This window comes from Hydrogenobaculum sp., assembly GCF_049967395.1.
In the GTDB taxonomy this organism is placed as follows: domain Bacteria; phylum Aquificota; class Aquificia; order Aquificales; family Aquificaceae; genus Hydrogenobaculum.
Genome location: NZ_JBMFST010000024.1, coordinates 1 through 22349, shown reverse-complemented (window position 1 = coordinate 22349; position 22349 = coordinate 1). Strand labels below are relative to the sequence as shown.

21 protein-coding genes are annotated in these 22349 nt (G+C 34.8%); 9 read left to right on the top strand and 12 right to left on the bottom strand.

Translation table 11 applies throughout. The features are described from left to right. Positions 1-697, top strand: a 697-nt coding sequence (locus tag ACP5S8_RS04775; RefSeq protein WP_461875932.1) for a carbohydrate porin, incomplete at its 5' end; no start/stop codon positions are given. 50 nt (positions 698-747) lie between these two features. On the opposite strand, the gene ACP5S8_RS04770 is transcribed toward ACP5S8_RS04775, so the two are convergent. From ACP5S8_RS04770 to ACP5S8_RS04760, 3 genes are read right to left on the bottom strand one after another with little or no spacing between them, the layout of a single operon-like run. After that, positions 748-1683 carry an ABC transporter permease gene (locus ACP5S8_RS04770; RefSeq protein ID WP_461870132.1) on the bottom strand — a complete coding sequence of 312 codons (936 nt, stop codon included), beginning with the start codon at positions 1681-1683 and terminating at the stop codon, positions 748-750. Further along, the gene (locus ACP5S8_RS04765) at positions 1683-3440 is read right to left on the bottom strand and encodes a bifunctional 3'-5' exonuclease/DNA polymerase (RefSeq protein WP_461875931.1); all 1758 of its coding nucleotides are present in this window, start codon (positions 3438-3440) and stop codon (positions 1683-1685) included. The genes ACP5S8_RS04770 and ACP5S8_RS04765 overlap by 1 nt, the downstream gene beginning before the upstream one ends. Beyond that, positions 3437-4807 carry an amino acid permease gene (locus ACP5S8_RS04760; protein WP_461870130.1) on the bottom strand — a complete coding sequence of 457 codons (1371 nt, stop codon included), beginning with the start codon at positions 4805-4807 and terminating at the stop codon, positions 3437-3439. The genes ACP5S8_RS04765 and ACP5S8_RS04760 overlap by 4 nt, the downstream gene beginning before the upstream one ends. Positions 4808-4873: 66 nt before the next feature. On the opposite strand from ACP5S8_RS04760, the gene ACP5S8_RS04755 reads away from it, so the two are divergent. Next, the gene (locus ACP5S8_RS04755) at positions 4874-6307 is read left to right on the top strand and encodes an aldehyde dehydrogenase family protein (protein ID WP_461875930.1); all 1434 of its coding nucleotides are present in this window, start codon (positions 4874-4876) and stop codon (positions 6305-6307) included. Here the strand turns inward: ACP5S8_RS04755 and hemB are convergent. Next, a complete protein-coding gene (gene hemB / locus ACP5S8_RS04750) occupies positions 6299-7267 on the bottom strand; it encodes a porphobilinogen synthase (RefSeq protein WP_461870128.1) in 969 nt (322 codons plus the stop codon). The genes ACP5S8_RS04755 and hemB overlap by 9 nt on opposite strands. A 70-nt stretch (positions 7268-7337) precedes the next feature. On the opposite strand from hemB, the gene ACP5S8_RS04745 reads away from it, so the two are divergent. Together ACP5S8_RS04745 and ACP5S8_RS04740 are read left to right on the top strand one after the other, a co-directional pair. Then, entirely contained in the window at positions 7338-8069 is a 732-nt protein-coding gene (locus ACP5S8_RS04745; protein WP_461875929.1) for a hypothetical protein, read from the top strand. Continuing rightward, complete coding sequence (locus tag ACP5S8_RS04740; protein ID WP_461875928.1) at positions 8063-10948, top strand: DUF2309 domain-containing protein; 2886 nt, start codon at positions 8063-8065, stop codon at positions 10946-10948. The genes ACP5S8_RS04745 and ACP5S8_RS04740 overlap by 7 nt, the downstream gene beginning before the upstream one ends. Before the next feature lie 3 nt (positions 10949-10951). Here the strand turns inward: ACP5S8_RS04740 and folK are convergent, their stop codons facing one another. The 7 genes from folK to carB are packed head-to-tail and all read right to left on the bottom strand — an operon-like array spanning position 10952 to position 17637. Beyond that, positions 10952-11437, bottom strand: coding sequence for a 2-amino-4-hydroxy-6-hydroxymethyldihydropteridine diphosphokinase (gene folK / locus ACP5S8_RS04735; protein WP_461875927.1), 486 nt, complete (start codon positions 11435-11437; stop codon positions 10952-10954). Then, positions 11434-12711: an amidohydrolase gene (locus tag ACP5S8_RS04730; protein WP_461870124.1), complete on the bottom strand. Its 1278-nt coding sequence runs from the start codon at positions 12709-12711 to the stop codon at positions 11434-11436. The genes folK and ACP5S8_RS04730 overlap by 4 nt, the downstream gene beginning before the upstream one ends. A gap of 2 nt (positions 12712-12713) precedes the next feature. Then, positions 12714-13169 (bottom strand): 6,7-dimethyl-8-ribityllumazine synthase, encoded by a 456-nt coding sequence (ribH, locus tag ACP5S8_RS04725; protein ID WP_461870123.1) that lies wholly within the window; start codon positions 13167-13169, stop codon positions 12714-12716. A gap of 23 nt (positions 13170-13192) precedes the next feature. Next, positions 13193-13594: a hypothetical protein gene (locus ACP5S8_RS04720; protein ID WP_461870122.1), complete on the bottom strand. Its 402-nt coding sequence runs from the start codon at positions 13592-13594 to the stop codon at positions 13193-13195. A 1-nt stretch (position 13595) separates the two neighbouring features. Further along, complete coding sequence (locus tag ACP5S8_RS04715; RefSeq protein WP_461875925.1) at positions 13596-14537, bottom strand: ATP-binding protein; 942 nt, start codon at positions 14535-14537, stop codon at positions 13596-13598. Between the two features lie 32 nt (positions 14538-14569). Then, on the bottom strand, positions 14570-16054 hold the full coding sequence (locus ACP5S8_RS04710) for a DHA2 family efflux MFS transporter permease subunit (RefSeq protein WP_461875924.1): 1485 nt from the start codon (positions 16052-16054) through the stop codon (positions 14570-14572). Further along, on the bottom strand, positions 16051-17637 hold the full coding sequence (gene carB / locus ACP5S8_RS04705; protein WP_461870119.1) for a carbamoyl-phosphate synthase large subunit: 1587 nt from the start codon (positions 17635-17637) through the stop codon (positions 16051-16053). Before carB ends, ACP5S8_RS04710 begins: the two co-directional genes overlap by 4 nt. A gap of 42 nt (positions 17638-17679) precedes the next feature. On the opposite strand from carB, the gene trpE reads away from it, so the two are divergent. Together trpE and ACP5S8_RS04695 are read left to right on the top strand one after the other, a co-directional pair. Beyond that, positions 17680-19170 carry an anthranilate synthase component I gene (gene trpE, locus ACP5S8_RS04700; protein WP_461870118.1) on the top strand — a complete coding sequence of 497 codons (1491 nt, stop codon included), beginning with the start codon at positions 17680-17682 and terminating at the stop codon, positions 19168-19170. Then, positions 19160-19759, top strand: coding sequence for a serine/threonine protein kinase (locus ACP5S8_RS04695; RefSeq protein ID WP_461870117.1), 600 nt, complete (start codon positions 19160-19162; stop codon positions 19757-19759). The genes trpE and ACP5S8_RS04695 overlap by 11 nt, the downstream gene beginning before the upstream one ends. A 4-nt stretch (positions 19760-19763) precedes the next feature. On the opposite strand, the gene ACP5S8_RS04690 is transcribed toward ACP5S8_RS04695, so the two are convergent. Continuing rightward, complete coding sequence (locus ACP5S8_RS04690) at positions 19764-20255, bottom strand: SCP2 sterol-binding domain-containing protein (RefSeq protein ID WP_461875923.1); 492 nt, start codon at positions 20253-20255, stop codon at positions 19764-19766. A gap of 152 nt (positions 20256-20407) precedes the next feature. Here ACP5S8_RS04690 and purS point away from each other — a divergent pair, with 152 nt between their 5' ends. From purS to ACP5S8_RS04675, 3 genes are all read left to right on the top strand, one after another. Then, positions 20408-20620: a phosphoribosylformylglycinamidine synthase subunit PurS gene (purS, locus tag ACP5S8_RS04685; protein ID WP_461870115.1), complete on the top strand. Its 213-nt coding sequence runs from the start codon at positions 20408-20410 to the stop codon at positions 20618-20620. After that, positions 20617-21276 (top strand): phosphoribosylformylglycinamidine synthase subunit PurQ, encoded by a 660-nt coding sequence (purQ, locus tag ACP5S8_RS04680; protein WP_461870114.1) that lies wholly within the window; start codon positions 20617-20619, stop codon positions 21274-21276. Before purS ends, purQ begins: the two co-directional genes overlap by 4 nt. A gap of 15 nt (positions 21277-21291) precedes the next feature. Then, positions 21292-22349: LON peptidase substrate-binding domain-containing protein (locus tag ACP5S8_RS04675; protein WP_461875922.1), on the top strand; the 1058-nt coding region annotated here is incomplete at its 3' end.

Genomic DNA, 22349 nt, shown 5'->3' with positions numbered 1-22349 from the left:
CGATGAATCTGGTGCCTACAGCCTAAACGCACAGCTTTCTTTAAGACCAAACGATATAGGAACTGTAATAAGGCTTCTTGGTATGCTAAACTACGGCAGAATGGGAAGCTATGAAGAGGCTATAAACAACTTCAGCTACTATTACTCTCCAAACAGCCCTTGTTATTACACAGAGTTTGAACAATCAGGATACGATTATCCTGTTATATGCACAGAGTCAAAATCTCACAAAAGATACAAGTGGGGCTTTTTCATAAACTTAGAACAACCTATAGCAGATGATGGTAAAACAGGAATATTCTTAAGAGCAGGTTTCAACAACGGACAAACAGAAGACTTTGCCTACACCGACGCTGATAGAGATATAGCAGGTGGTATTTCCATAAACGGTATACATTGGAAAAGACCCCAAGATCAAGTAGGCATAGGTCTTGCTATAAACGGTCTTTCAAACACCCACAAAAGATATTTAGAATCTGGGACCATAAACGAACCATCTTCTTCTTTCTTCGTAGGCTCAGGTCAAGATGGACAGTTTAACTATGGCTATGAAGAAATAATGGAAGCTTACTACAAATATCAGCTAAACAACTACATATCCATCTCACCAGACGCTCAGTATATAAGACATCCAGGCTATGACAAGAATAGAGGTCCTCTGTGGGTTTATGGGCTTAGAGTAAATGCAGAGTTTTAAATAACATAGGAGGTAAAGTAATGAGAACGCAAGCAAGAAAACTAAAGTGGTTAGAAAATAGTATCTCTTTTGATTCTTGGGTCGTTTATGAATAGTAATATATCGGCTATAATGTTACCAAGCACAAGCATTATACTTCCAACGTAAAGACTACCCATCACTAAAAATAGATCTTTTGATAAAACGGCATTTAGTATAAGAAGCCCCATGCCCGGCCAGTTGGTAACTATTTCCACCAAGGCAGCTCCTGATATCAAAGACGATAGCTCGTATCCAAGAAGTACTATAAAAGGCGGCATAGCATTTCTCAAAACATGCCATACGACAGTGCCTTTGTTAACTCTCGAAGCTTTTAAAAAAATATACATAGGACTATTTAATATCTCAATCACATTTGCTCTTACAAGCCTTGATAGTCCACCAAAAGAAGACAGGACAAGAGCGCTTACTGGTAGCACAAGATGCTTTATGTTAACGCCACTTAACATATCTGATATATTGATAAAATGTGTTTGATAAAAAAACATCATAATCAAAAATCCCATTACAAAAGAAGGAATAGACATTGATATATAAGCTAGACCTTGTAAAAATTTATCCAGTTTTGTATCTTTTTTAAAAGCCGATAAAACACCGATAAAAAAGGCTAAACTCCAAGATAAAAAAGCCGATGGTATAGATACCATTAGAGTATTCGGTATGCGTTCTAAAATAAGTTTTTTTACACTTTCGTTGTATTCTATAGAATAACCTAAATTGAACCTCAAAGCGTTAGAAAGCCAATCTATATATCTTATTAAAAGCGGTTTATTAAGACCGTAAAAAGCCTCAAGCTGTTTTATAGTCTCAGCGGATACGCTTGGGTTTAGTTTAAGTTGATCAAAAAATCCGCCGGGTGCAAAATTTATAGCTAAAAACGATAAAAAACTTATAGTTAAAATTACGAAAATACCTTGGAAAATTCTTATGCTTAAGAACTTTAACATTACTTTATCCAGCGTTTGTTAATAACTATCTCTGTTTCCACCTTTACATTGTTAAGAAGTATAGAACCAGCTTTTCTCATAGAGTTTTCTAAAAGCTTTGATACTTCTTCTTTATAATCCTCTTTTGCTTCCACTACTATCTCATCGTGTACTAAGTTTACAACGTTTGCTACTTCATGAAACATGCTTGGAAAGTGTCTTTTGATCTCTTGAGAAAAAATTAAAACTGAAAGTTTCAACAATTCTGCTCCGGTACCTTGTATTGGATAATTGGCAGCATCGGTAAAAGTGTAGGCTATCATAGGTTTTCCACCGAGAGTTTTTAACCTTATTTCACCTTTTGCCTTTAACTCCTTTTTTATTCTTTCATGCCAAGCTTTTATCCCTTGAAAGGTAGAAAAAAACACTTCTCTAAATCTTTTGGCTTCTTCTATAGACATATCAACCCCGTAAGAGTTTCTTGCATACAAAGAAAGAGATTTCTCCGAGATGCCGTATATAAGACCAAAATTTGCCGCTTTAGCTCTTTGTCTTTCTTCTTTTGTAATATCCTCCAAAGATTTACCTGTAATTAAGGAGGCCGTGAATTTGTGAAGGTCTTCTCCTTTGTTTATTACATCTATCATTATCTCATCTTTAACATACTCTGCTGCTATCCTTAGTTCTATTTGTGAGAAATCAGCTATTACAAACACGTATCCTTCTTTAGCTTTTAGGACGCTTCTTAACTCTCTTGGTATGTTTTGAACGTTTGGTCTTGAAGAGGACATCCTTCCAGTAACGGCTCCTATTTGCCAGAACTCTGGATGCACACGGTTATTTTCGTTGTATTCTAAAATCTCCGATAGCTTTTCTTGCAACTTATGAATTTTTCTAAACTCCAATACGCTGCTTATTACATCTTTTACTTTTTCGTTTTCGCTACCAAGATGTTCTACCAACACGCTGTCGTCGGTGATTATATTGTCTTTATCGGTACGAGGAAGGGAAATATTCAAATGGTTTTCTAAAAACTCACCCACTTTTTTAGGACTACTTATATCTATTCGGTACTTTATATAAAAGTTCATAGCGAGTTCTTGGGTTTTCTTTTGCAATTGTTTTTTCATAGCCTCTATTTCTTTTGTATCTATTCCTATTCCAGTGTGTTCAATTTTAGCAAGCTCTTGCACAAAGCCCATTTCTATTATAGCGTATGCGCTCTCCAACCCAAAAACCTTTGCCACCCTTGACTTTTGCAATATTTCAACGATGGTAGGTTCTTTATTTAATTCGTTTTTTAGCTTTTCGTATAAAAGCCTCAAAACCTCTACATCCTTTGCAGCATAAAAAATCTGACTCTCTGTAAGCTCTTTTGAAGACCAATTTGAAAACTGTTCTTTCTTATCAATACCCTCGCCTGTAAAATGGGCATAAACGCTTGCCAAAGACACCCTGTTCAAACCTATTAACTGCGCTCCTATCATGGTGTCAAACGTAGTGTAAGGATGTATATCGTACTTCATAAGGTATTTTAAATCATATTTTAAGTTGTGCCCTACCACACCCTTTTTGGCTATTACATCTTTTATAAGCTCTGGAGCTCTTTTTACAAAAAAGAAGTCTATCACATAAATAGGACCGCTTTCTAATCCTACCTGAAAAAGTCTTATGTCCTTTGGTGTAGTTTCCGTATCTATAAACCAAACATTACCAGAGGAAAGATAGTCTAAAGCTTTTATTAATAGAGGCTCTTTATCTACGTACAAAAAATTCATCTGTTTAATTGGCTATGTTTGTATCCATAAAATATATATATTAAAAGCCCAACAAGACACCATACTAAAAATCTTACCCATGTTAACAAAGGTAATCCTGCCATAATAAGAAGAAGCGTAAACAAGTTTAAAGGCAACAATACTTTAGCCATAGGCATTCTAAACTTTGGATTATAGTCTTTAGATTTTCTTAATAAAACAACGCTTATACCTACCATAAAATAAGCAAACAACGTACCTATATTAACCATCTCCGCTAAATCTTTTAAGGGAAATAATCCAGCTGCTAAGGAAAGCACAAGCGCTCCTACTATAGTAGCTTTATGTGGAGTACCAAATTTCGGATGAATATCAGACAAAGATTCAAACAAAAGACCATCTCTTGAAAGAGCATAAACTACCCTTGTAAACCCTAGTCCCATAACCATAATAACGCTTGTAATAGTTATAACGGCGCCTATTGAGATTATACTGGCTATGAAATGCATGTTTAACTTTTCCATTGCAAAAGCAAGAGCATCCGGCACATTTAACTCTTTATAGTTTACAACACCTGTTAACGTAAAGCTAACAACAATATAAAAAAACGTACTAAGCGCTAAAGAACCTATCAAACCTATAGGTAAATCTCTTTGAGGATTTTTAACCTCTTCAGCTACCGTAGAAACTGCGTCGAACCCAAGATAAGCAAATATTATAAGACCAGTGGCATGCCAAACACCAGATATGCCGTAAGGTAGAAAATCTTTATAGTTTTTAAAATCAATATGAGGTAGCGCAAACACTACAAAAACAACAAGCACTAAAATTTTTAATACCACTACAAAAGAGCTTGCAAAGGCACTTTCTTTTATTCCTAAAAGCAAAATAACAAACATAAAAAGTATTATAAAAAAAGCACTTATATCTATATAAGTGCCAGCACTAGGATTGTAAGCCCCCGTTAATGCATGTGGCAATGTTATACCAAAGCTATTTTTTAAGAATGACCTAAAATAAGATGACCACCCAACAGCCACGGCGGCGGTGGATATACCATATTCCAAAACAAGATTCCACCCCACAAGCCACGCTATTATTTCTCCTAAAAAAGAGTAAGTATAGCTATAAGCGCTACCTGAAACAGGTATAGCAGAACCAAGCTCAGCATAGGCAAAAGCGCTAATACCAAGTGAAACAGCCCCAAGTATAAAAGATAGCACAATGCCTGGACCTGCCATTGTAGCGGCGGCCATACCAGTAATTACAAATATACCAGCGCCTATTATGGCGCCTACGCCCATTAAAACCAACTCTGTGGCTTTAACTTCTCTCAAAAGTTTTTGCTCTTCAACATAATGCTTTTTTCTAAAAATATCTAAACTCATATATAAAATATACCATAAGTCTTTTAGCATTGACAAAAACCAATAGAAAATTTATAATGTAAACCCATGATAGTGAAAAAACCTATTTTAGGCGGAGAGTTTATACAAACAGATGTGGTTTTGGATGTAATATATCCCTACGATAATACAAAAGTAGGAGAATCTTACGTCGTTAACGATTCTTATGTAGAAAAAGCCATAGAAAAAGCAAAAATTGGCCTTAAGAAACTCTCAGAACTGAGCGCTTTTGAAAAATATGAAATACTTTACAAAACTTCGGAGCTTTTAAGAAAAAACAAGGAAGAAATAGCTAGGACAATTGTATACGAAGTAGGAAAAACCATAAAAGAAGCTAGGATAGAAGTAGATAGAGCTATTGAAACTTTCAGATTTTCAGCAGAAGAGGCTAAGAGAATATACGGCAAGACTTATCCAGTAGATGCACATCCAAACGGTAAATCAAAGTTTGGATTTTACATAAGAGTGCCCGCTGGTATAGTGGTGGCTATATCGCCATTCAACTTTCCTTTGAATTTAACAGCCCATAAAGTGGGCCCAGCAATAGCTGCTGGATGCCCCGTCATAGTGAAACCTTCTGAAAAAACGCCCTTGAGCCCAATAATCATGGGTGAGTTGTTGTTAGAAGCAGGATTGCCAAAGGAAGCCATATCTGTTTTACCGGGGTATGGAGATTTAGGAAAGGCTCTCACCACTCACAAAGATGTAAGAGTGGTGTCTTTCACTGGAAGCAAAATGGTTGGAGAGCTTATAGCAAAACAATCCGGTATAAAAAAACTCGTATTAGAGCTTGGTTCTAATTCAGCATTAGTAGTCCATAAAGATGCGGATTTGGAAAAAGCGGCTATAAAGGCATCTCAGGGCGGTTTTTCAATGGCTGGACAAGTTTGCATATCAATACAAAGAATCTTTGTGCATGAAGATGTTTTAGAACCGTTTTTGAGGCTTTTAGAAGAAAAAATATCAAATATAAAGATAGGCGATCCTATGGACGAAAACGTAGACATGGGACCTATGATAGATAAGCAACAAGTGGAAAGGGTAAGACAATGGATAAAAGAAGCCGTAGAAAAAGGTGCAAAGATGGTGCAAAAAGCCAAAAATATGGAAAACATAAAAGGAACAAACTATCTTTTGCCGACGCTTCTTTTAGATGTGGATAAAGATAGCACAATATTTAAAGAAGAAGCTTTCGCGCCAGTGGTCAACATCAATCGGTATAAAGATATAGATGAAGTGATAAACATAATAAATGAAGGGGATTACGGCTTACAAATAGGAGTTTATACAAAAGACATAAATGTGGCTATGGAATTTGTGAGAAAGTGCGAAGTAGGTGGTGTAAATATAAACGAGGGTCCAAACTTTAGAGTAGACCACATGCCTTACGGCGGTTTTAAATTTTCTGGTATAGGAAGAGAAGGTCCTGCATTCGCCGTAGAGGACTACACGGAAATTAAAAATGTTTTAATATCAATCTAAAAATTTTTGCAAAGCAAACTCTTTGGCAAAGTATGTGATGATAATATCGGCTCCGGCTCTTTTTATCGATAGAAGTGTTTCGTTCATCACATCTACACCGTTTATGTAGCCAAGTTTGTGAGCTGCTTTTATCATGGAGTATTCACCGCTTACGTTGTAAGCAGCTATAGGTATGTTGTAGCGTTCTTTTGCAATATGTATTATATCAAGGTAAGCCAAGGCTGGTTTTACCATTATGATATCTGCCCCTTGCTCGAAATCTATATCCATTTCTACAATAGCCTCTCTTTTGTTGGCAGGGTCCATCTGATAAGTTCTTCTATCTCCAAAAGACGGTGTAGAATCCGCCGCATCCCTAAAAGGACCGTAAAACTTAGAAGCGTATTTAGCGGAGTAAGCCATAATAGGTATTTTATAAAAACCAGCGCTGTCAAGGGCCTCTCTTATAGCAGATATCATATTATCCATCATGCCGGACGGCGCTACCATGTCAGCTCCATGTTTTGCATGAGAAACCACTTGTTTCTTCAAATTTTCCAACGTTAAATCGTTGTCTACGTCGTTGTTTAATATAACACCGCAGTGTCCATGAGAGGTATATTCACAAAAGCATACATCGGTTATTAGGTACGCTTCTGGATACTTTCGTTTTATAGCGTCTAAAGACCGCTGTATGATACCGCTATCGCACCAAGTATCCGAACCTTCTTCATCTTTTTTCTCTGGTATACCAAAAAGTATAAAAGCTTTTATACCAATATCAAGGCATTCTTTTATTTCTTCCAACACTTTGTCTATAGAAAACCTATAAACTCCCGGCATAGAAGGTATGGGTTCTTTTATATTCTCTCCGTAAGTTATAAACAACGGATATATCAAATCTGATAAATCCAAACTTGTCTCTCTTACAAGTGTTCTTATAGTTTCATTTGCCCTTAGTCTTCTTGGCCTTCTATTCATACATTTATTATAATATTATACCAAGCACTTGAAAATGCCTACTTGTCATATATATTTTTAGGAGGTGTTTATGGTTTATTTGGCTATTGTTTTGATGGGTGCATTGCCTTACTATATGCTTGTTAAAAGCTCAAAACCAAAAAATGCTCTTATAATATTTTCCATATCGGCAATTGGATTTTTAATATACTCGCTGTTCCCTTATTTACCAAAAAGCTCTTACAATATTTTACTTGAATTAACGGCTTTTGCTACATCTTTGTTCACTTTTTACTTATCTTATAAGACCACAAATCTTACAAAGCTCAGTTATTATTTTTTATTTTTAAACGCGGTCTCAATTTTTGTATTGCCAAATCATCTTTTTAGCGTTTATTATTTATCTGTTTTAGGAGCATCATTCTTGTTATATACGATATCTATAAAGTATATAGAGATATTTGAAAGTGCAAATTTTTATAACGTAAAAGGCCTTGCCTTAAAATCTCCAAAGTTAGCTCTCATATTAAGATTAACGCTTATGGCTTTAGGACTTTACCCACCTTTTTCAAACTTCTTTTCGTTGTTTTTGGGTGTTTTAAAGGAACGTGCTGGTACTTTAAACTATATAATATTTGGCTGGATATTTTTTGCAAACTTTTTTATGGCTTTTAGAATAATGAAGAATACCATCTTCGGAGCACCTAACGAGAACATTGTTTACAAAGATATCTCTGGTAAGACCGCTATAGCTATGACATTTTTGCTTTTAGTACTTGCTGTAATTGGATTTTCTAATCTTTTGGAGGCTTTATCATGGTAAAAGCTCATCTTGAAAATGTAAGGAAATATATACCCCACTACTGGCCTATGACTACGTTTGTACATCATAATCCGCTTCATGGATTTGAAGACATTCCTTTCAAAGAGGCCTTAAAACAAGCTTCAAAACTTTATAAGGCAAAAGTTTATATGGATTCAAAATATTATGTAGAACTTTACAAGGAAGGGATTATAAAAAGGGATGTTTTAGAAAGAAATCTTTTTGAGTTTTTAAAAAAAATAGGATTTGAAAAATATTTTGGTGAAGCCAAAAAGTTTATAACGGAGATAAGTCAAGACTGGAAATATTATAGAGTAAAATCCTCCCAAACCCCAGATATAAGCCTTATAGATTACTTCAACCAAAAAATAGTTAAAGATGAACATACTTTGTTTGAAGAGCTTATCGAGGATATGATGCTATCTGAAATATTAGATGCGATATTTGAAGACAACATCACCGATATTGTAGAAAAAGAGATAGTGGAGTTTGTAGCAAGGTTTTTAGATGAAGGACAAACTACAATGTCTATGCCAGAAAGGCAAAAAGGCATGTTTGAAGCTTTTAAGTTGTACGAAGGTTTAAATACCAGCTTAAACGAGGAGGAGTATGCAGATACCATACTACATGAGCTATCTCCAAAAAACGTTGAGAGATATATATTGACACATCTTTTAAAGGAATTTGGATGGGCAGCTTTTATAAAGTATAGAGAAGACAACGGAGACTATTACTTTCAACAAATATACCCGGCTTCTTTGCTTGAATACTTAGCCGTAAGACTTCATTATGAGAAAAAATATCTAACTCAATATCCTATATTAAATTTTGTAGAACTTTACAAGGCTTTTGAACAAAATAAGGCGCTTTTTATCTTGAAGCTTTTAAAAGCTAAAAACTTGCTTCCGTCAAAATATGTAGATAGGTTAGAGTTAAAGGATAAACCAAAGGCTATTTTGAGCGACTATCTTTCGGAGGAGGTGTTTTTAGAGGCTTATCGTATCCAGAACATAGCAAACGAACTTTTGATACATCTTGATAAACAAAAAGATATAACCGATTTTGCATTTTTGATAGAAAAATTAAAGGAAGAGGAAGGGTATATATGGCTAAAGTCTTTAGAAGATTCGTATATAAAAGAGTATACTATAGATTTTTTACAGTCTAATGAAAAAATTAAAAAAGATATATTGGCGAGCGCGGTTTTTTGTATAGATGTGAGGTCTGAGGCCATAAGAAGACATATTGAAAGGCTTGGAAACTATAACACTTATGGAGTGGCAGGTTTTTTTGGTGTTCCAATAGCTTTCATAGAATTTGATAAAGGGCATGAGCAAAACCTGTGTCCAGCCTTGATAAAACCTCAAAAAATAATATTTGAACTTCCAGAAGACGAGCACCTTGATTATAAAGCAAAGCACAACATAAACTACACATTTAAAAAGACTTTGGAATCCCTTAAAAATAATCCATACACACCCTTTTTTATGGTAGAGGCGATGGGATGGTTGTTCGGTGTAAACTTGTTTGGCAAAACACTCTTCCCAGATTTTACATTAAAGGTTATGTCTTTTATAAAAGCAAAAAAACCAAAAACACGCTTTACAATAGACAAGCTAAGTCAAGAAGAGATAGAGTTTTATGCCGAAAAGTTTTTTATACAAAAGATAAAAGAAGCTTATCATCAAGAGTTTAAAAAAAATATAAACGATAAAAAAGCCAAAGATTTGTTCGAAGCGATTATAAATGGAAACAACAAAGGTGTTGAAGAGCGTGTTTTAGAGATTTTAAGAACGAAATACAACATAAAAAGAGAAAACTTTGAGTTAGAAAAGGAGAGACTTTCAAATGTGGGTTATACAGAAGAGGAGCAGATAAATCTTGTAGAAAACTTTTTAAGACTTATAGGGCTTACAGACGATATTCCCAAATTTGTGCTATTGATAGCCCATGGAAGCACTTCCGACAACAATCCTTTTGAATCTGCGCTTGATTGTGGGGCTTGCGGTGGTAACAACGGATTGCCAAACGTTAGAATATTGGCAAATATAGCAAATAGAACCTATGTTAGAAAAGGTTTAGAGAAAGTTGGTATTAAAATACCAGAAGATACAATATTTATACCAGGCATACACAATACTACTACCGATGAGATAACTTTTTACGATACGGAGATTATACCTCAAAAAGATAGGGTCTTGTTTGATAAAATAGTAAAAGATTTTAAAATAGCCTCTCAAAAAACAAGAGAAGAAAGGGCAAAAACGCTTCCCTATGCAGGTTCTGGCGATAGAATACCTATAAGGGCTATAGACTGGTCTGAAACCAGGCCAGAGTGGGGACTGTCAAAAAACATGGGCGTCTACGTAGGTAAGCGCTCTAGTACCCAAAACGTAGCTTTAAAAAATAGGTTTTTCATGCAATCTTACGCTTGGGAGATAGACAAAGACAACAAAATACTAAAAAATATCCTTTCAGGTCCATTCATAATAGGAGAATGGATAAATATGGAACATTATTTTTCCACTACGGACAACGAAAGGCTTGGAGCTGGGTCCAAAGTATACCACAACGTAGTGGGAAAAGTAGGAGTTTGGACAGGAAACTACGGTGATTTAAGGACTGGACTACCTTATCAAACTGTCTATCATGATGGTATGCCATACCACGAACCCATTAGGCTTTTAACGTTTATAGAGGCACCAGTCGAAAAAGTTTTACAAGCTGCTCAAGAGACCGAAGAAGCTTTAAAACTGGTTGTTAACGAATGGGTAAGGCTGATAATAGTAGATAAGTTAAAAGGCGTAGCTTACACCTTTAAAGATGGAAACTTAGAAGTGCTTTTTGATTCTAGGGGTATGAATCAGTTTGTAATATAGTTTCTATATATAAAGCCCAGAAAAAAACTCTAACCTGTTTATAGGTTTTGTGTTTATATCTTTTAGCTTTGCCCTTTTTAAAGGATGATATACTTCTTTGTCTATTTCCAGCAAAGGATAATAAAAAAAGTCCCTTTCTAGAATATATGGATGAGGTACCTCTAAAGGTTTTGTGAGTATGATGCTTTTATTAAAAAGCAATATATCTATATCTATTTCTCTCGGATACCACCTTGGCCTTTCTTGCCTTCCTATTTCTTGCTCTATTTGTTTTATAGTTCTTAAAAGCTCAAAATCACCTAAATTTGTTTGAATTTTTGCTACAAAGTTTAAAAATTTTGGCTGATTCTCTATACCAAAAGGCAAGCTTTCATAAACAAAAGATATTTTTTCTACATAAGATATCGTTTTTAACTTGTCTAAGGCTTTTATGAGATAAGAAATTCTATCACCCAAATTGCTTCCTATACCTAGATATACAACGTTCATATCAACGCGCTTTCAATTTTTTCTTTCCAGCGGTTTACGTTGAACTTTAGCTTTTCTATATCTACGGTCTTAAACTCTCCTTTGTGGTATAATACTTTGCCTCTTGCTATAGTCGTTTCTACCGAGCTCTCGTTTAAAGAGTAAAGAAGTAGCGCTCTTTCATTGTAAATAGGTATATTTGCTATATCTTCTAAAGGATTTATTATAACAATATCAGCATCGTATCCTTCTTTTATAATACCAGCTTTTATATTAAAAGCCTCAAAACCATTCTTTGTAGCTATATCTATCGCAATGCTCATAGGCATAGCTGTTGAATCCTCAAGATATCCTTTTTGAAGTTTAGCCATAATAGACATCTCTTCCAGCATAGAAAGGTTATCGTTAGAAGCTTCCCCGTCTGTACCAAGAGCTACTCTAACACCGCTTTTAACATATTCCCAAATAGGTGCTATGCCAGATCCAAGCTTTAGATTGCTATCAGGACAATGAACCACCGTTATTTTTCTTTGAGATGCTATAGACACTTCATCTTCGTTAAGGTGCACAGCATGAGCCCCTATAAACTTATCAGACAGTATACCTATATCATCCAAATACTCTAAAGGGCGTTTTGAATATTTTTCCAACACTCCTTCTACTTCTTTTCTAGTTTCAGATATATGCATATGCACATAAGCATCAAACTCTTTTGCCAACTCTAAAACCCTAACGAGCGTATCTTTAGAACAAGTATACACACTGTGAGGACATAAAACTGGAATAACAGAATCGTTTGATTTAAAAAAGTCTAAAAATTTCCTAGCCCTTTCAAGATATTCTTTTGGAGTGGATGCGACTTTTGTTGGAAAATCAAGTATCCCAAAACCAATACCAGCTCTTATACCAACTTCTTCTACAACTTCTGCTACCTCTTCTTCGAAGAAATACATGTCGAGGAAAAATGTAGTGCCCCCTCTTATCATTTTTGCAGTGGCTAATAAAGTACCGTCTTTCACAAACTCTTTAGATACAAACGTTGATTCCAAAGGCCATATAACTTTCTGTAACCAATCCATGAGAGTTAAGTCTTGGCCTATGCCTTTTAAAAGGCTCATGGCGGCGTGAGTATGCATGTTGCAAAAAGAACCCATTACTATTTTATCTTTTGCCTGCAATGTTTCCTTAGCTGGTTCATCTATATTTTGTTTTATGCTTTTAACTATACCGTCTTTTATACCAATATCAACTACTTGACCATCTATCTTGGCATTTTTTATAAGTATGTCAAACATAATTACAAATTTCTTAAAACGTTTATAGTCTCTATCAAAGCCATAGCTGCTTCAAAACCCTTGTTGCCTTGTTTGGTGCCAGAACGCTCTATAGCTTGCTCTATGCTATCTGCTGTTATTACCCCAAACGTTATAGGCTTTTCCAATTCTAAGGATATAACTGCCAAACCTTTGGATACTTCTGCGGCTATATAGTCAAAATGTGGTGTTTGGCCTCTTATCAACACACCGAGAGCTAAAACACCGTCTATATCTTTTTTTGCTAGTTTTTTACAGGCTAAAGGTAGTTCCCACGCTCCCGGTACTCTTACCAAGGTTATATCTGTTTCTTTGACCCCATGCCTTTTTAGAGCATCGTAAGAGCCTTCTATAAGCCTGTCCACAAGGGTTGAGTTAAACCTAGAAGCCACTATACCTATTCTTAAACCTTCACCTAAAAAAGAGCCTTCTATAATCATAACTATTAGATTATAAACTATTTTTACTGTTTTTTCTTAACAAAAACTCTGACATATGTAGGTTTCGATAAATTTGGTTTTATCAAAAGAGGAATAGGTGCTTCTATGTTTACTTTTGCAATATTTATTCCGGTTTTAAGACTCCTAGCGTCTACATAGGCTTTTGTATCTCTTAAAGTTTTAGGATTTAAAACTCTATCCACTACCAATACACTTAAAATAACGTTTTTAGGTTCTACTATGTAAACGTAATCCTGAGATTTGTGCTTTACATGAACTGTTTTGTAAACCTCTATTGGCACATAGTTTCCGTAGTTTACGTAAAGCCACAATCCAACGCTTATAAATAAAGCTAAAAGTTTTAGTTGCCAATCCTTAATTATAATATCTTTGCTAAAAGCCACAAAAGTTTTTGATTTTACCACATTAAGTCCCTTTTTTAGATTTTAACGCTCTTCTGTCCTTTCCAAACATATATACAAAATTACACATTTCTCCCAACCTTGAAGCTATGCTATCTCCTAATCTCAAAGCTAAGTCCCCTCTTAAGGCATTTGGTAAATCTTTGTAAGAAAACACTCTTCCGTGAATGTCTTCTTGATTTTGTCGCTCTTTTTCAAAAGGTATCTTTTGCGATTGCAACGTTATTGTATCCATCTTTTTCTTGTTGTTTTTGATAGCCGGTTTATCTTCAAGCCCCACGTCTTTTGGGTGAATGTCGTACCTTGTAAGATCAAAATTTGTAGTTATAACAATTGGTTTCATATCGTTGTAGCGAGAAGCTATTATATATGTAATTATATCTCTATTGTAATCTGTTAACACTTCACTACCAAGATCATCTAAGACAAGAATAGGTGTTTTGATTATTTTTGAAAGAAGTCTATCATAACTGCTCATATTGTTGTCTGCGACATATCTATCTTTACCTATAAGGGTTTTCAAATCGGCTATAAGTGTTCTCACGTCGTAAAAGAGTCCTCTTATTTTGTATTTTTCTTCTAAATAAAGCAAAAGAAATATAGACAGATAAGTTTTTCCTACCCCTGGCGGCCCTATAAAAAAAAGTCCTTTGCCAGAATTTTCTTTAAATTTATTAACGTAATCAAGCACAGATATGTATGCATTTGTATAGCTACAGTTTGCATTTTCTGTGTTTAAAATATCAGATTTGTTTGCTATGCTCCAATATCTTCTTGGTATGTTCATAGTCTTTAGCAGAGGTTCTTTGGAAGAAAGTATGCAATCGCAATATTCTACGGTATTATCTTCGTTTATTACAAGCCCTCTTCCCTTACATTTTGGGCATACGGATTTTCTATTCAAACTAGGATTTTCAAAAAATTTTACGTTGTTTACATCGTTCATAATAACAATATATCAAATTGACAAAAAAGTTTCTATGCTTTTAACTTTATCTTCAAATCGATGGCAAAAAATAGCACTCCTATAAGAGCAAATACTACACACCAGAAGAATAGATCTTGGAAAGCTTCAGAAAAGGCTTGTAATTCCATAGCCTTGTACAAAATAGCCTCTTTTACCGGTTTTGACAAATAATTGGAATTTAAAAACTCTTTTACTTTAAAAGCGTTGAAACTCTGCATAAAACTTATATTATCAAAATGATAATCTGTTCTTGAGTTTAATATATTGGTGGCAATAGCCGTACCAAAAGATCCACCTATAAACCTTATATAATCAAGGATTGTAATCACTATAAGCATTTTCTCTTCTAATCCAGATAAAGCGATAACGGTAACAGGTGGGAAAAATAAACCGAGTCCAATACCTACTACTATAAGTTGTAATTCTGCCGTTAATTTTGGTGTATAGTAATCAAAATTTAATAAGAAAAAATAAAGGCCTCCGATGTATATAGCAGTTGATATTAAAAGAACAATCTTTGGATTTTTTTTATCGCTCAATGCTCCTCCTACAGCTGAAAAAACAGCTATGGAAATAGCAAAAGGAAGCAGTATAAGACCTGTTTTAAAACTCTCTATTCCTTTTAGCTTTTCAAAAAACAAAGGCAACGCATAAAAAACAGCATACATAGAAAAACCAAGTACCCATAAATATGCAAAAAACGCCATAAGGAAATTTCTCTTTGAAAATACGCTAAGGTCTATAAGTTTATCCTTGGAATATATATCTATTGTTATATAAAATAAAAAGCTTATTAAAGCTATATAGGAAAAAAGTATAGTAATGTTTGAACTAAACCATCCCCATTTTTGGCCGTTTGATAAAAGCACTATCAAAGATACGGTGCTTATGCTTATAAATAGAAGGCTTAATAGGTTGAAACTTTCTATTTTTTTGCCAGTTTTTAGGTTTTTAAGAAAGAAAATAGATAAGAATGTGTTTAAAATACCCACGGGAACGTTTACAAAAAATATAGCCTCCCAGCCTATATGTTGAGTAAGCCATCCGCCTATGGTAGGACCGGCTGCTGGAGCTAAGCTAGCCCCAAGACCAAAAATGCCCATAGCTGTGCCTTTGTTTTCAAAAATACTAAACAGTATTGCTTGAGCCGATACCATTATAAGAGCTTCTGCAGCCCCCTGAATACTTCTAAACAAAACGATTTCATCAAGCCTATGGGAAATACCACACATATAGCTTGCAGCTGTGAAAAGCCCAATACCAGCTACAAACATATTTTTTAAACCAACTTTGGATTCTATATACTCGATTAAAGGTAAAAGCACTGCGGAAGATATCATGTAAGCGGTAACTACCCATTGAATACCGTATAAATCTGTGTGTAAAGGTGCGATCATTTTAGGCAAGGCGACATCAACTATTGTGGTGTCCAAAATGGCCATAAAGGCCCCTATCATTACGATTACTGCATGAAGTATTTTTTCTTGAACACTCACTTTATCTCCTGCAAAGAGAAAACTTCTATTTTCCCGTTGCTGTCTTTTATAGCTTTTATAGCTTCTAGTATTGCATATCCTCCCCTTATGGTGGTGGTGTAAGATATTTTATGATTTATAGCAGCTCTTCTTATATAAAAGGCATCCGAGCGTTCTTTATGGCCAGATGGAGTATTTATAATGATCTGAATATCTCCATTTGCTATATAATCTACTATGTTTGGACGCCCTTCCGAAACTTTTAACACTTTTTCTACCAAAATATTCTTTGATTTCAGAAAAGATGCTGTCCCTTCAGTGCAAAGCACTTTAAAGCCAAGTTTTAAAAACTCGGACGCTAGTTCAACTATTTTTGGTTTATCCCTGTCAGCCACTGAAATAAAAACGTTTCCAGAAAGCGGTATTTTGCTTCCAACCGCTAATTGAGCTTTATAGTAAGCTATACCAAAAGAGGTACCAATACCCATTACTTCACCGGTACTCTTCATCTCCGGTCCCAATATCGGATCTACTTCTGGGAATTTGTTCCAAGGGAATACAGCCTCTTTTATAGTAAAGTATTTAAAATCTTTAGGCAAAAAATCAGATGCTATATGATGCTCTTTGTCAAATACCTCAGGAACAATTTCTCTTAGTTTTTTACCAAGCGATATTTTTGTAGCTATCTTTGCTAACGGGTATCCAACGCTTTTGCTAACGTAAGGTACAGTCCTAGAAGCTCTTGGGTTTACCTCAAGCACATATGGAACGTTTTCTTTTATGGCAAATTGAAGATTTATAAGCCCTTTTACTTTTAAGGCTTTCGCTATTTTTACAGTCTGCTCTCTTATCTCTTTTAAAACATCCTCTTTCAAAGTATACGGCGGAATAGAAGCTGCGCTATCACCAGAATGAATCCCGGCTTCTTCTATATGTTCCATAATGGCACCTATTAAAACATCTTCTCCGTCTGATAGAGCATCCACATCTACTTCTATAGAATCGTTTAAATATTTATCTATTAAAACAGGTCTTTGATAACTAACATCAACGGCTTGTTCAAGATAATCGAGAAGTTCCTCTTCTGTGTAAACAATTTTCATAGCTCTTCCGCCCAATACGTAAGAAGGTCTTACTAAAACAGGATAACCTATATCTTTTGCCACTTTTATAGCCTCTTCCTTTGTGATAGCAATACCACCTTCTGGTTGCAAAATACCAAGCCCTTTCATTAAAGCGTTAAATCTTCCCCTATCCTCAGCCAAATCTATACTGTCTGGAGATGTACCCAACACTTGGATATTTTTCTCCCTAAACTCGCTAGCTAACTTCAAAGGTGTTTGACCGCCAAACTGAAGGAGTACTCCAAGCACATCTTTTTCCCTTTTTATTATGTAGCTAACGTTTTCCATTACAATAGGCTCAAAATAAAGTCTTGTGGCAGTGTCGTAATCTGTAGAAACGGTTTCTGGATTACAATTTATCATAATGGCATCAAGGCCCTCCTCTTGCACTGCCTGTATAGCGTGTACACAAGCGTAATCAAACTCTATGCCTTGGCCTATTCTATTTGGACCACTTCCTAATATAATAACTTTCTTCATCAATAATAATATATAATAAAAACTCATGTTATAATAAAAAAAATGAAAGTAAATATAGCTAAAGATGATTTTTTAAGCCTTTGCAAAGATTACAATACTATCCCTCTATATACCGAGATATTGGCTGATTCTGAAACTCCTTTTTCTATATTCTATAAGCTAAAAGACGAAGAGAGTCAAAATGTTTTATTAGAGAGTGCTGAAACAAAGGAGAATTGGGGAAGATACTCTTTTATATGTAAGGGTAAAAATTTACGCTTTTATCAAAAAGATGATAATTATTTTATAAAAGATGGTGATACGGTAATCAAGGGTGTTTCAAAGCCATTAGAAGCTTTAGAAAATCTTTATAAAAACTTTAAATTTTATAATGATAAAACACTTGGAACATTTTGTGGTGGTTTTGTTGGTTATATAAGCTATGATATAGTAAAGCACTATCATCCTATTGAAAAATATACAAAAGCACAAAAGCCTGGCTTAGACATACCAGATATAGATATGATATTTACTGATTTTTTGATAGTATTTGATAATTTAAAAGCAACTATAAAAATTATAAAACTTATAAGGGTAAGAAACCCTGAAGAAGATTACGAAAAGGCTTTGAAAGAAATAGAAGATATAATTATCAAACTAAAAAATAGCAAAGGTGCTTCGTTTCTTGATATAAGTCAGAAAGAACCTGATCTAAAAGAATGGTCTTCAAACATGACCAAAGAAGAGTTTATCAACATAGTTAACATATGTAAAAACTATATAGAAAACGGCGATGTGATACAGGTGGTGCCTTCTCAAAGGTTTCACAAAAAAATACATACAAACCCTTTAAACATATACAGGGTGCTTAGGTATTTAAACCCGTCTCCTTACATGTATTTTTTGGATTTTGATAATGTGAAAATTATAGGTTCTTCTCCAGAAACGTTGGTTAAAATCCAGGATGATACGGTAGAAATAAGACCAATAGCTGGGACTATAAAACGCGGTAAAACCCAAGAAGAAGATGAAGAACTTGCAAAAAAACTTCTAAGCGATGAAAAAGAAATAGCAGAACATGTTATGCTTGTTGATTTGGCAAGAAACGATATCGGTGCCATAGCAGAGCCTGGAAGTGTTTATGTGGACAACATGATGCATATAGAAAAATTTTCTCATGTTATACACATAGTCTCAAATGTGTATGGGAAAAAAGCGAAGCAACATTCTATCTTTGAAGTAATCAAACATGCTTTACCAGCTGGTACTCTGTCCGGAGCTCCGAAAGTAAGGGCTATGCAGATTATAGAAGAGTTAGAGCCCACAAAAAGGAATATATACGGTGGTGCTGTTGGTTATATAAGCTTAAATCAAAACATAGATTTTGCTATCGCAATAAGAACGGCTACAATTTTAGACGACAATCTTTATGTGCAAGCCGGAGCCGGCATAGTGGCAGACTCAATACCAGAAAAAGAATATTTAGAATCATTATCAAAAGCTTCAAGCATCATGAAAGCTGTAAGCGTTGCAGAAGCTTCTTGTGAACTTTGAGCAGTTTGTAAAAAATAAAAATATTTGTTTTTTAGCAAAGGGTTGGAGGGGTGAAATATACACGTTTGAAGATGGTAAAGAGCGTTTTTGTATAAAAAAAGCCGTGCATCAAGAGGCCATTTACGCTATAAAAAAAGAGGCGAATATATTGTCATTTTTGTATGATGACAAAAGGTTTCCGCAGATAGTATGCCAAGGAGAAGATTTTTTTGTTTACAAATATATAGACGGTAAGCCTTTTGAAAAAGTTTTTTGGCTTTTAGAAGAAGAAAAGAAAAGACATATCTTAGAATCTATATTGGATGCAGCTTACTATTTGGACAGCATAGGAATAAATAGAGGAGAGTTTGACAAAGAATACAAAAACATATTGATAGATAAATCGCTAAATATATACATATTAGATTTTGATAGGGGTAGTTTCTCAAAAAATCCTAAAAATATAACACAATTTATACAGTCTTTAAGGACAAAAAACATCTTAAGCAAAGACAGAGCTATAAGCTTAGGGAAGCTATACAAAACAAACAAAGAAAAAGTCTATGTTGAACTAAAAAAACTCCTCTCCCAACCCCCATCCACTTTTTAAAACCTTAAGGACAAACGTTGGTTTGAGCAGGTATTCTTCCCAAAAGCCTTAAAAACTTTGAAAACGGCCCCATATTCGCCATAGCTACAAATTTAGGACCAGAGAATGAAAGTTCACCAAACATCATAGCGTGCATTGGGCCATATTCACCTCTACCCATTTCTATCCAATGTTTTGTGGTGGCATACATAAGAAAATCGTTTCCGGTACGCCTATCTTTTGCCCAACCACCGTAGATACACTCTGCCTTACCATTCATATTCTGTATGTAAAGCTCGATTTGTTTTCTAGGAGAGCAATCTTTTCTGTATAAAAATAGCTTTCTTACAGGTGCTCCTCTCCATTCGCTGCTTGAGGAGGCCATTCCCACCAGCGCTGGCGTTTGGTTCCAAAGACTACAAAGCTCCCTGGCGTAGCTTGCGTCCATCATCACAATAGCGTTGGCAAAGCCACTTAAAATACCCACTAATCCCATGGCTAAAACAACTTTTTTCATAAAACCTCCTTAAAATTTCTTTATAAAGTTTACATTGTTTATATAGATATATGCTTAATTATTTCTTATACATACAAAAGAGATACAAATATAACAATATTCTAATTACTAAATTTTTCACCTGATGCAATAAAATGATTTATAATAAAATCATGAAGAAAAGAGTAATAATAATGCCCAAAGAAGGTATTTTAGACCCTCAAGGCAGGGCTTTAAAAGATGTGTTAAACGAAGCTGGTTTCGATATAAAAGATGTAAGAATAGGGAAAATAGTAGAAATAGAAGCAGATTCACTTGAAAATCTACAAAAGATGGTAGAAGATTACATTATAAATCCACTTATCGAAGATTACGAAGTGCTATGATGAAAATAGGTATTTGCGTATTTCCGGGTTCTAACTGCGATTACGACACTTACTATATAGTAAAAGATATTTTGCAAGAAGATGCAGAGCTAATTGATTATACCGTTAGAGATTTGGAACGATTTGATGCTGTGATATTGCCAGGAGGATTTTCTTTCGGAGATTATTTAAGACCTGGGGCTTTGGCTTCTAAAACACCGTTGGCAGAGGCTATAGTAAACTTTGCAGCAAAAGGTAGGTATGTGCTTGGTATATGCAACGGATTCCAGATTTTAACAGAGTTAAAGCTCTTACCTGGAGCGCTTCTCCCAAACGAAAACGATAGATTTATATGCAAAAGAGTTAACATATCGGTGGAAAATATTTCTACAGCTTTTACGAAAGAATTAGAAGAAAAGGAAACAATAGTGCTTCCCATAGCTCACCATGACGGTAGATTTTATGCACCTGAAGATGTGTTGGAAGAAATTGAGAAGAATAACCAAGTGGTGTTTAGATACGAAGGAGAAAATCCAAACGGCTCGTTGAATTCCATCGCTGGAGTATGTAACAAAACCGGTAACGTGGTAGGTATGATGCCTCATCCTGAGCGTATATCTGAAGATATTTTAGGCGGGTTAGATGGCCTAAAAATTTGGCATTCTCTTATAGCCTAACTTAAAGGAGGCAATATGGATTTAGAAACCCAAAACATTTACACAAGCCAAGATATTCAGAAGTTAAATTTGATGCCGCTGAGAGATATTGTGGTGTTCCCTGGGATGGTTATACCGCTTTTTGTGGGAAGACCCTTTTCTGTGAGAGCTATAGAAGATGCTTTTAAACATAATAAGCTTATGTTTTTTGTGCTACAAAAAGATAGAGACCAAGAAGAGCCAAAGTCTCTAAATGAGCTACATAAAATAGGTACTATAGTTAAAATATTAAGGGCAGTTCCTCTAGAAGATGGTAGGCTTAAAATATTGGCACAAGGGTTAGAAAAAGGCGAACTCAAAGCTTTAGAAAAAGTAAACAACATATATATAGCAGATGTTTTACCGATAAAAGAAGAAATAATCAAAATAGATGATTTGCCACCAAAAGAAAAAGCTTATGTAAATTCTATAAAAGATTTAATAGAAAAAGCTGTCAATTTGGGTAAACAAATAATACCAGATTTTGTCGCAATTGTTAGAGAAACTGAGGAGTTGGATAAATTTTTAGACCTAGTTGCTTCTATACTTGATTTAAAAGCCCAAGATGCTCAAAGTATATTGGAGATTACAGACCTTAAGAAAAAACTTGTTAAAATCCATGATTTACTTCTTTCGGAAGTTGGTATATTGGAATTACAAAATCGCATAAAGACCAGCGCTAGAGAGAAAATGGAAAAAGAGCAAAAAGAATACTATTTAAGACAGCAGATGAAAGCAATACAAGAAGAGCTTGGGGAAAGCGACGATAGGCAAGCAGAAGTAAAAGAATATTTAGAGAAATTAAAAAAATTGAAAGCCCCAAAATCTGTAAAAGAGGATATAGAAAAACAGATAAACAGATTATCAAAGATGTATCCAGAATCAGCAGAGAGTACAGTTATAAGGACATGGCTTGATTGGATTTTTGAACTTCCTTGGAATAAAAAAACCAAAGACATCTTTGATATAGAAAAAGCTCAAAAACTTTTGGATAAAGACCATTATGATTTAGAAAAGATAAAAGAGCGTATAATAGAGTACTTATCCGTAAGAAA

Coding starts and splice junctions, on each gene's coding strand:
- ACP5S8_RS04770 (WP_461870132.1), bottom strand. CDS start 1,683: ATGTTAAAGTTCTTAAGCATAAGAATTTTCCAAGGTATTTTCGTAATT.
- ACP5S8_RS04765 (WP_461875931.1), bottom strand. CDS start 3,440: ATGAATTTTTTGTACGTAGATAAAGAGCCTCTATTAATAAAAGCTTTA.
- ACP5S8_RS04760 (WP_461870130.1), bottom strand. CDS start 4,807: ATGAGTTTAGATATTTTTAGAAAAAAGCATTATGTTGAAGAGCAAAAA.
- ACP5S8_RS04755 (WP_461875930.1), top strand. CDS start 4,874: ATGATAGTGAAAAAACCTATTTTAGGCGGAGAGTTTATACAAACAGAT.
- hemB (WP_461870128.1), bottom strand. CDS start 7,267: ATGAATAGAAGGCCAAGAAGACTAAGGGCAAATGAAACTATAAGAACA.
- ACP5S8_RS04745 (WP_461875929.1), top strand. CDS start 7,338: ATGGTTTATTTGGCTATTGTTTTGATGGGTGCATTGCCTTACTATATG.
- ACP5S8_RS04740 (WP_461875928.1), top strand. CDS start 8,063: ATGGTAAAAGCTCATCTTGAAAATGTAAGGAAATATATACCCCACTAC.
- folK (WP_461875927.1), bottom strand. CDS start 11,437: ATGAACGTTGTATATCTAGGTATAGGAAGCAATTTGGGTGATAGAATT.
- ACP5S8_RS04730 (WP_461870124.1), bottom strand. CDS start 12,711: ATGTTTGACATACTTATAAAAAATGCCAAGATAGATGGTCAAGTAGTT.
- ribH (WP_461870123.1), bottom strand. CDS start 13,169: ATGATTATAGAAGGCTCTTTTTTAGGTGAAGGTTTAAGAATAGGTATA.
- ACP5S8_RS04715 (WP_461875925.1), bottom strand. CDS start 14,537: ATGAACGATGTAAACAACGTAAAATTTTTTGAAAATCCTAGTTTGAAT.
- carB (WP_461870119.1), bottom strand. CDS start 17,637: ATGAAGAAAGTTATTATATTAGGAAGTGGTCCAAATAGAATAGGCCAA.
- trpE (WP_461870118.1), top strand. CDS start 17,680: ATGAAAGTAAATATAGCTAAAGATGATTTTTTAAGCCTTTGCAAAGAT.
- ACP5S8_RS04690 (WP_461875923.1), bottom strand. CDS start 20,255: ATGAAAAAAGTTGTTTTAGCCATGGGATTAGTGGGTATTTTAAGTGGC.
- purS (WP_461870115.1), top strand. CDS start 20,408: ATGAAGAAAAGAGTAATAATAATGCCCAAAGAAGGTATTTTAGACCCT.
- purQ (WP_461870114.1), top strand. CDS start 20,617: ATGATGAAAATAGGTATTTGCGTATTTCCGGGTTCTAACTGCGATTAC.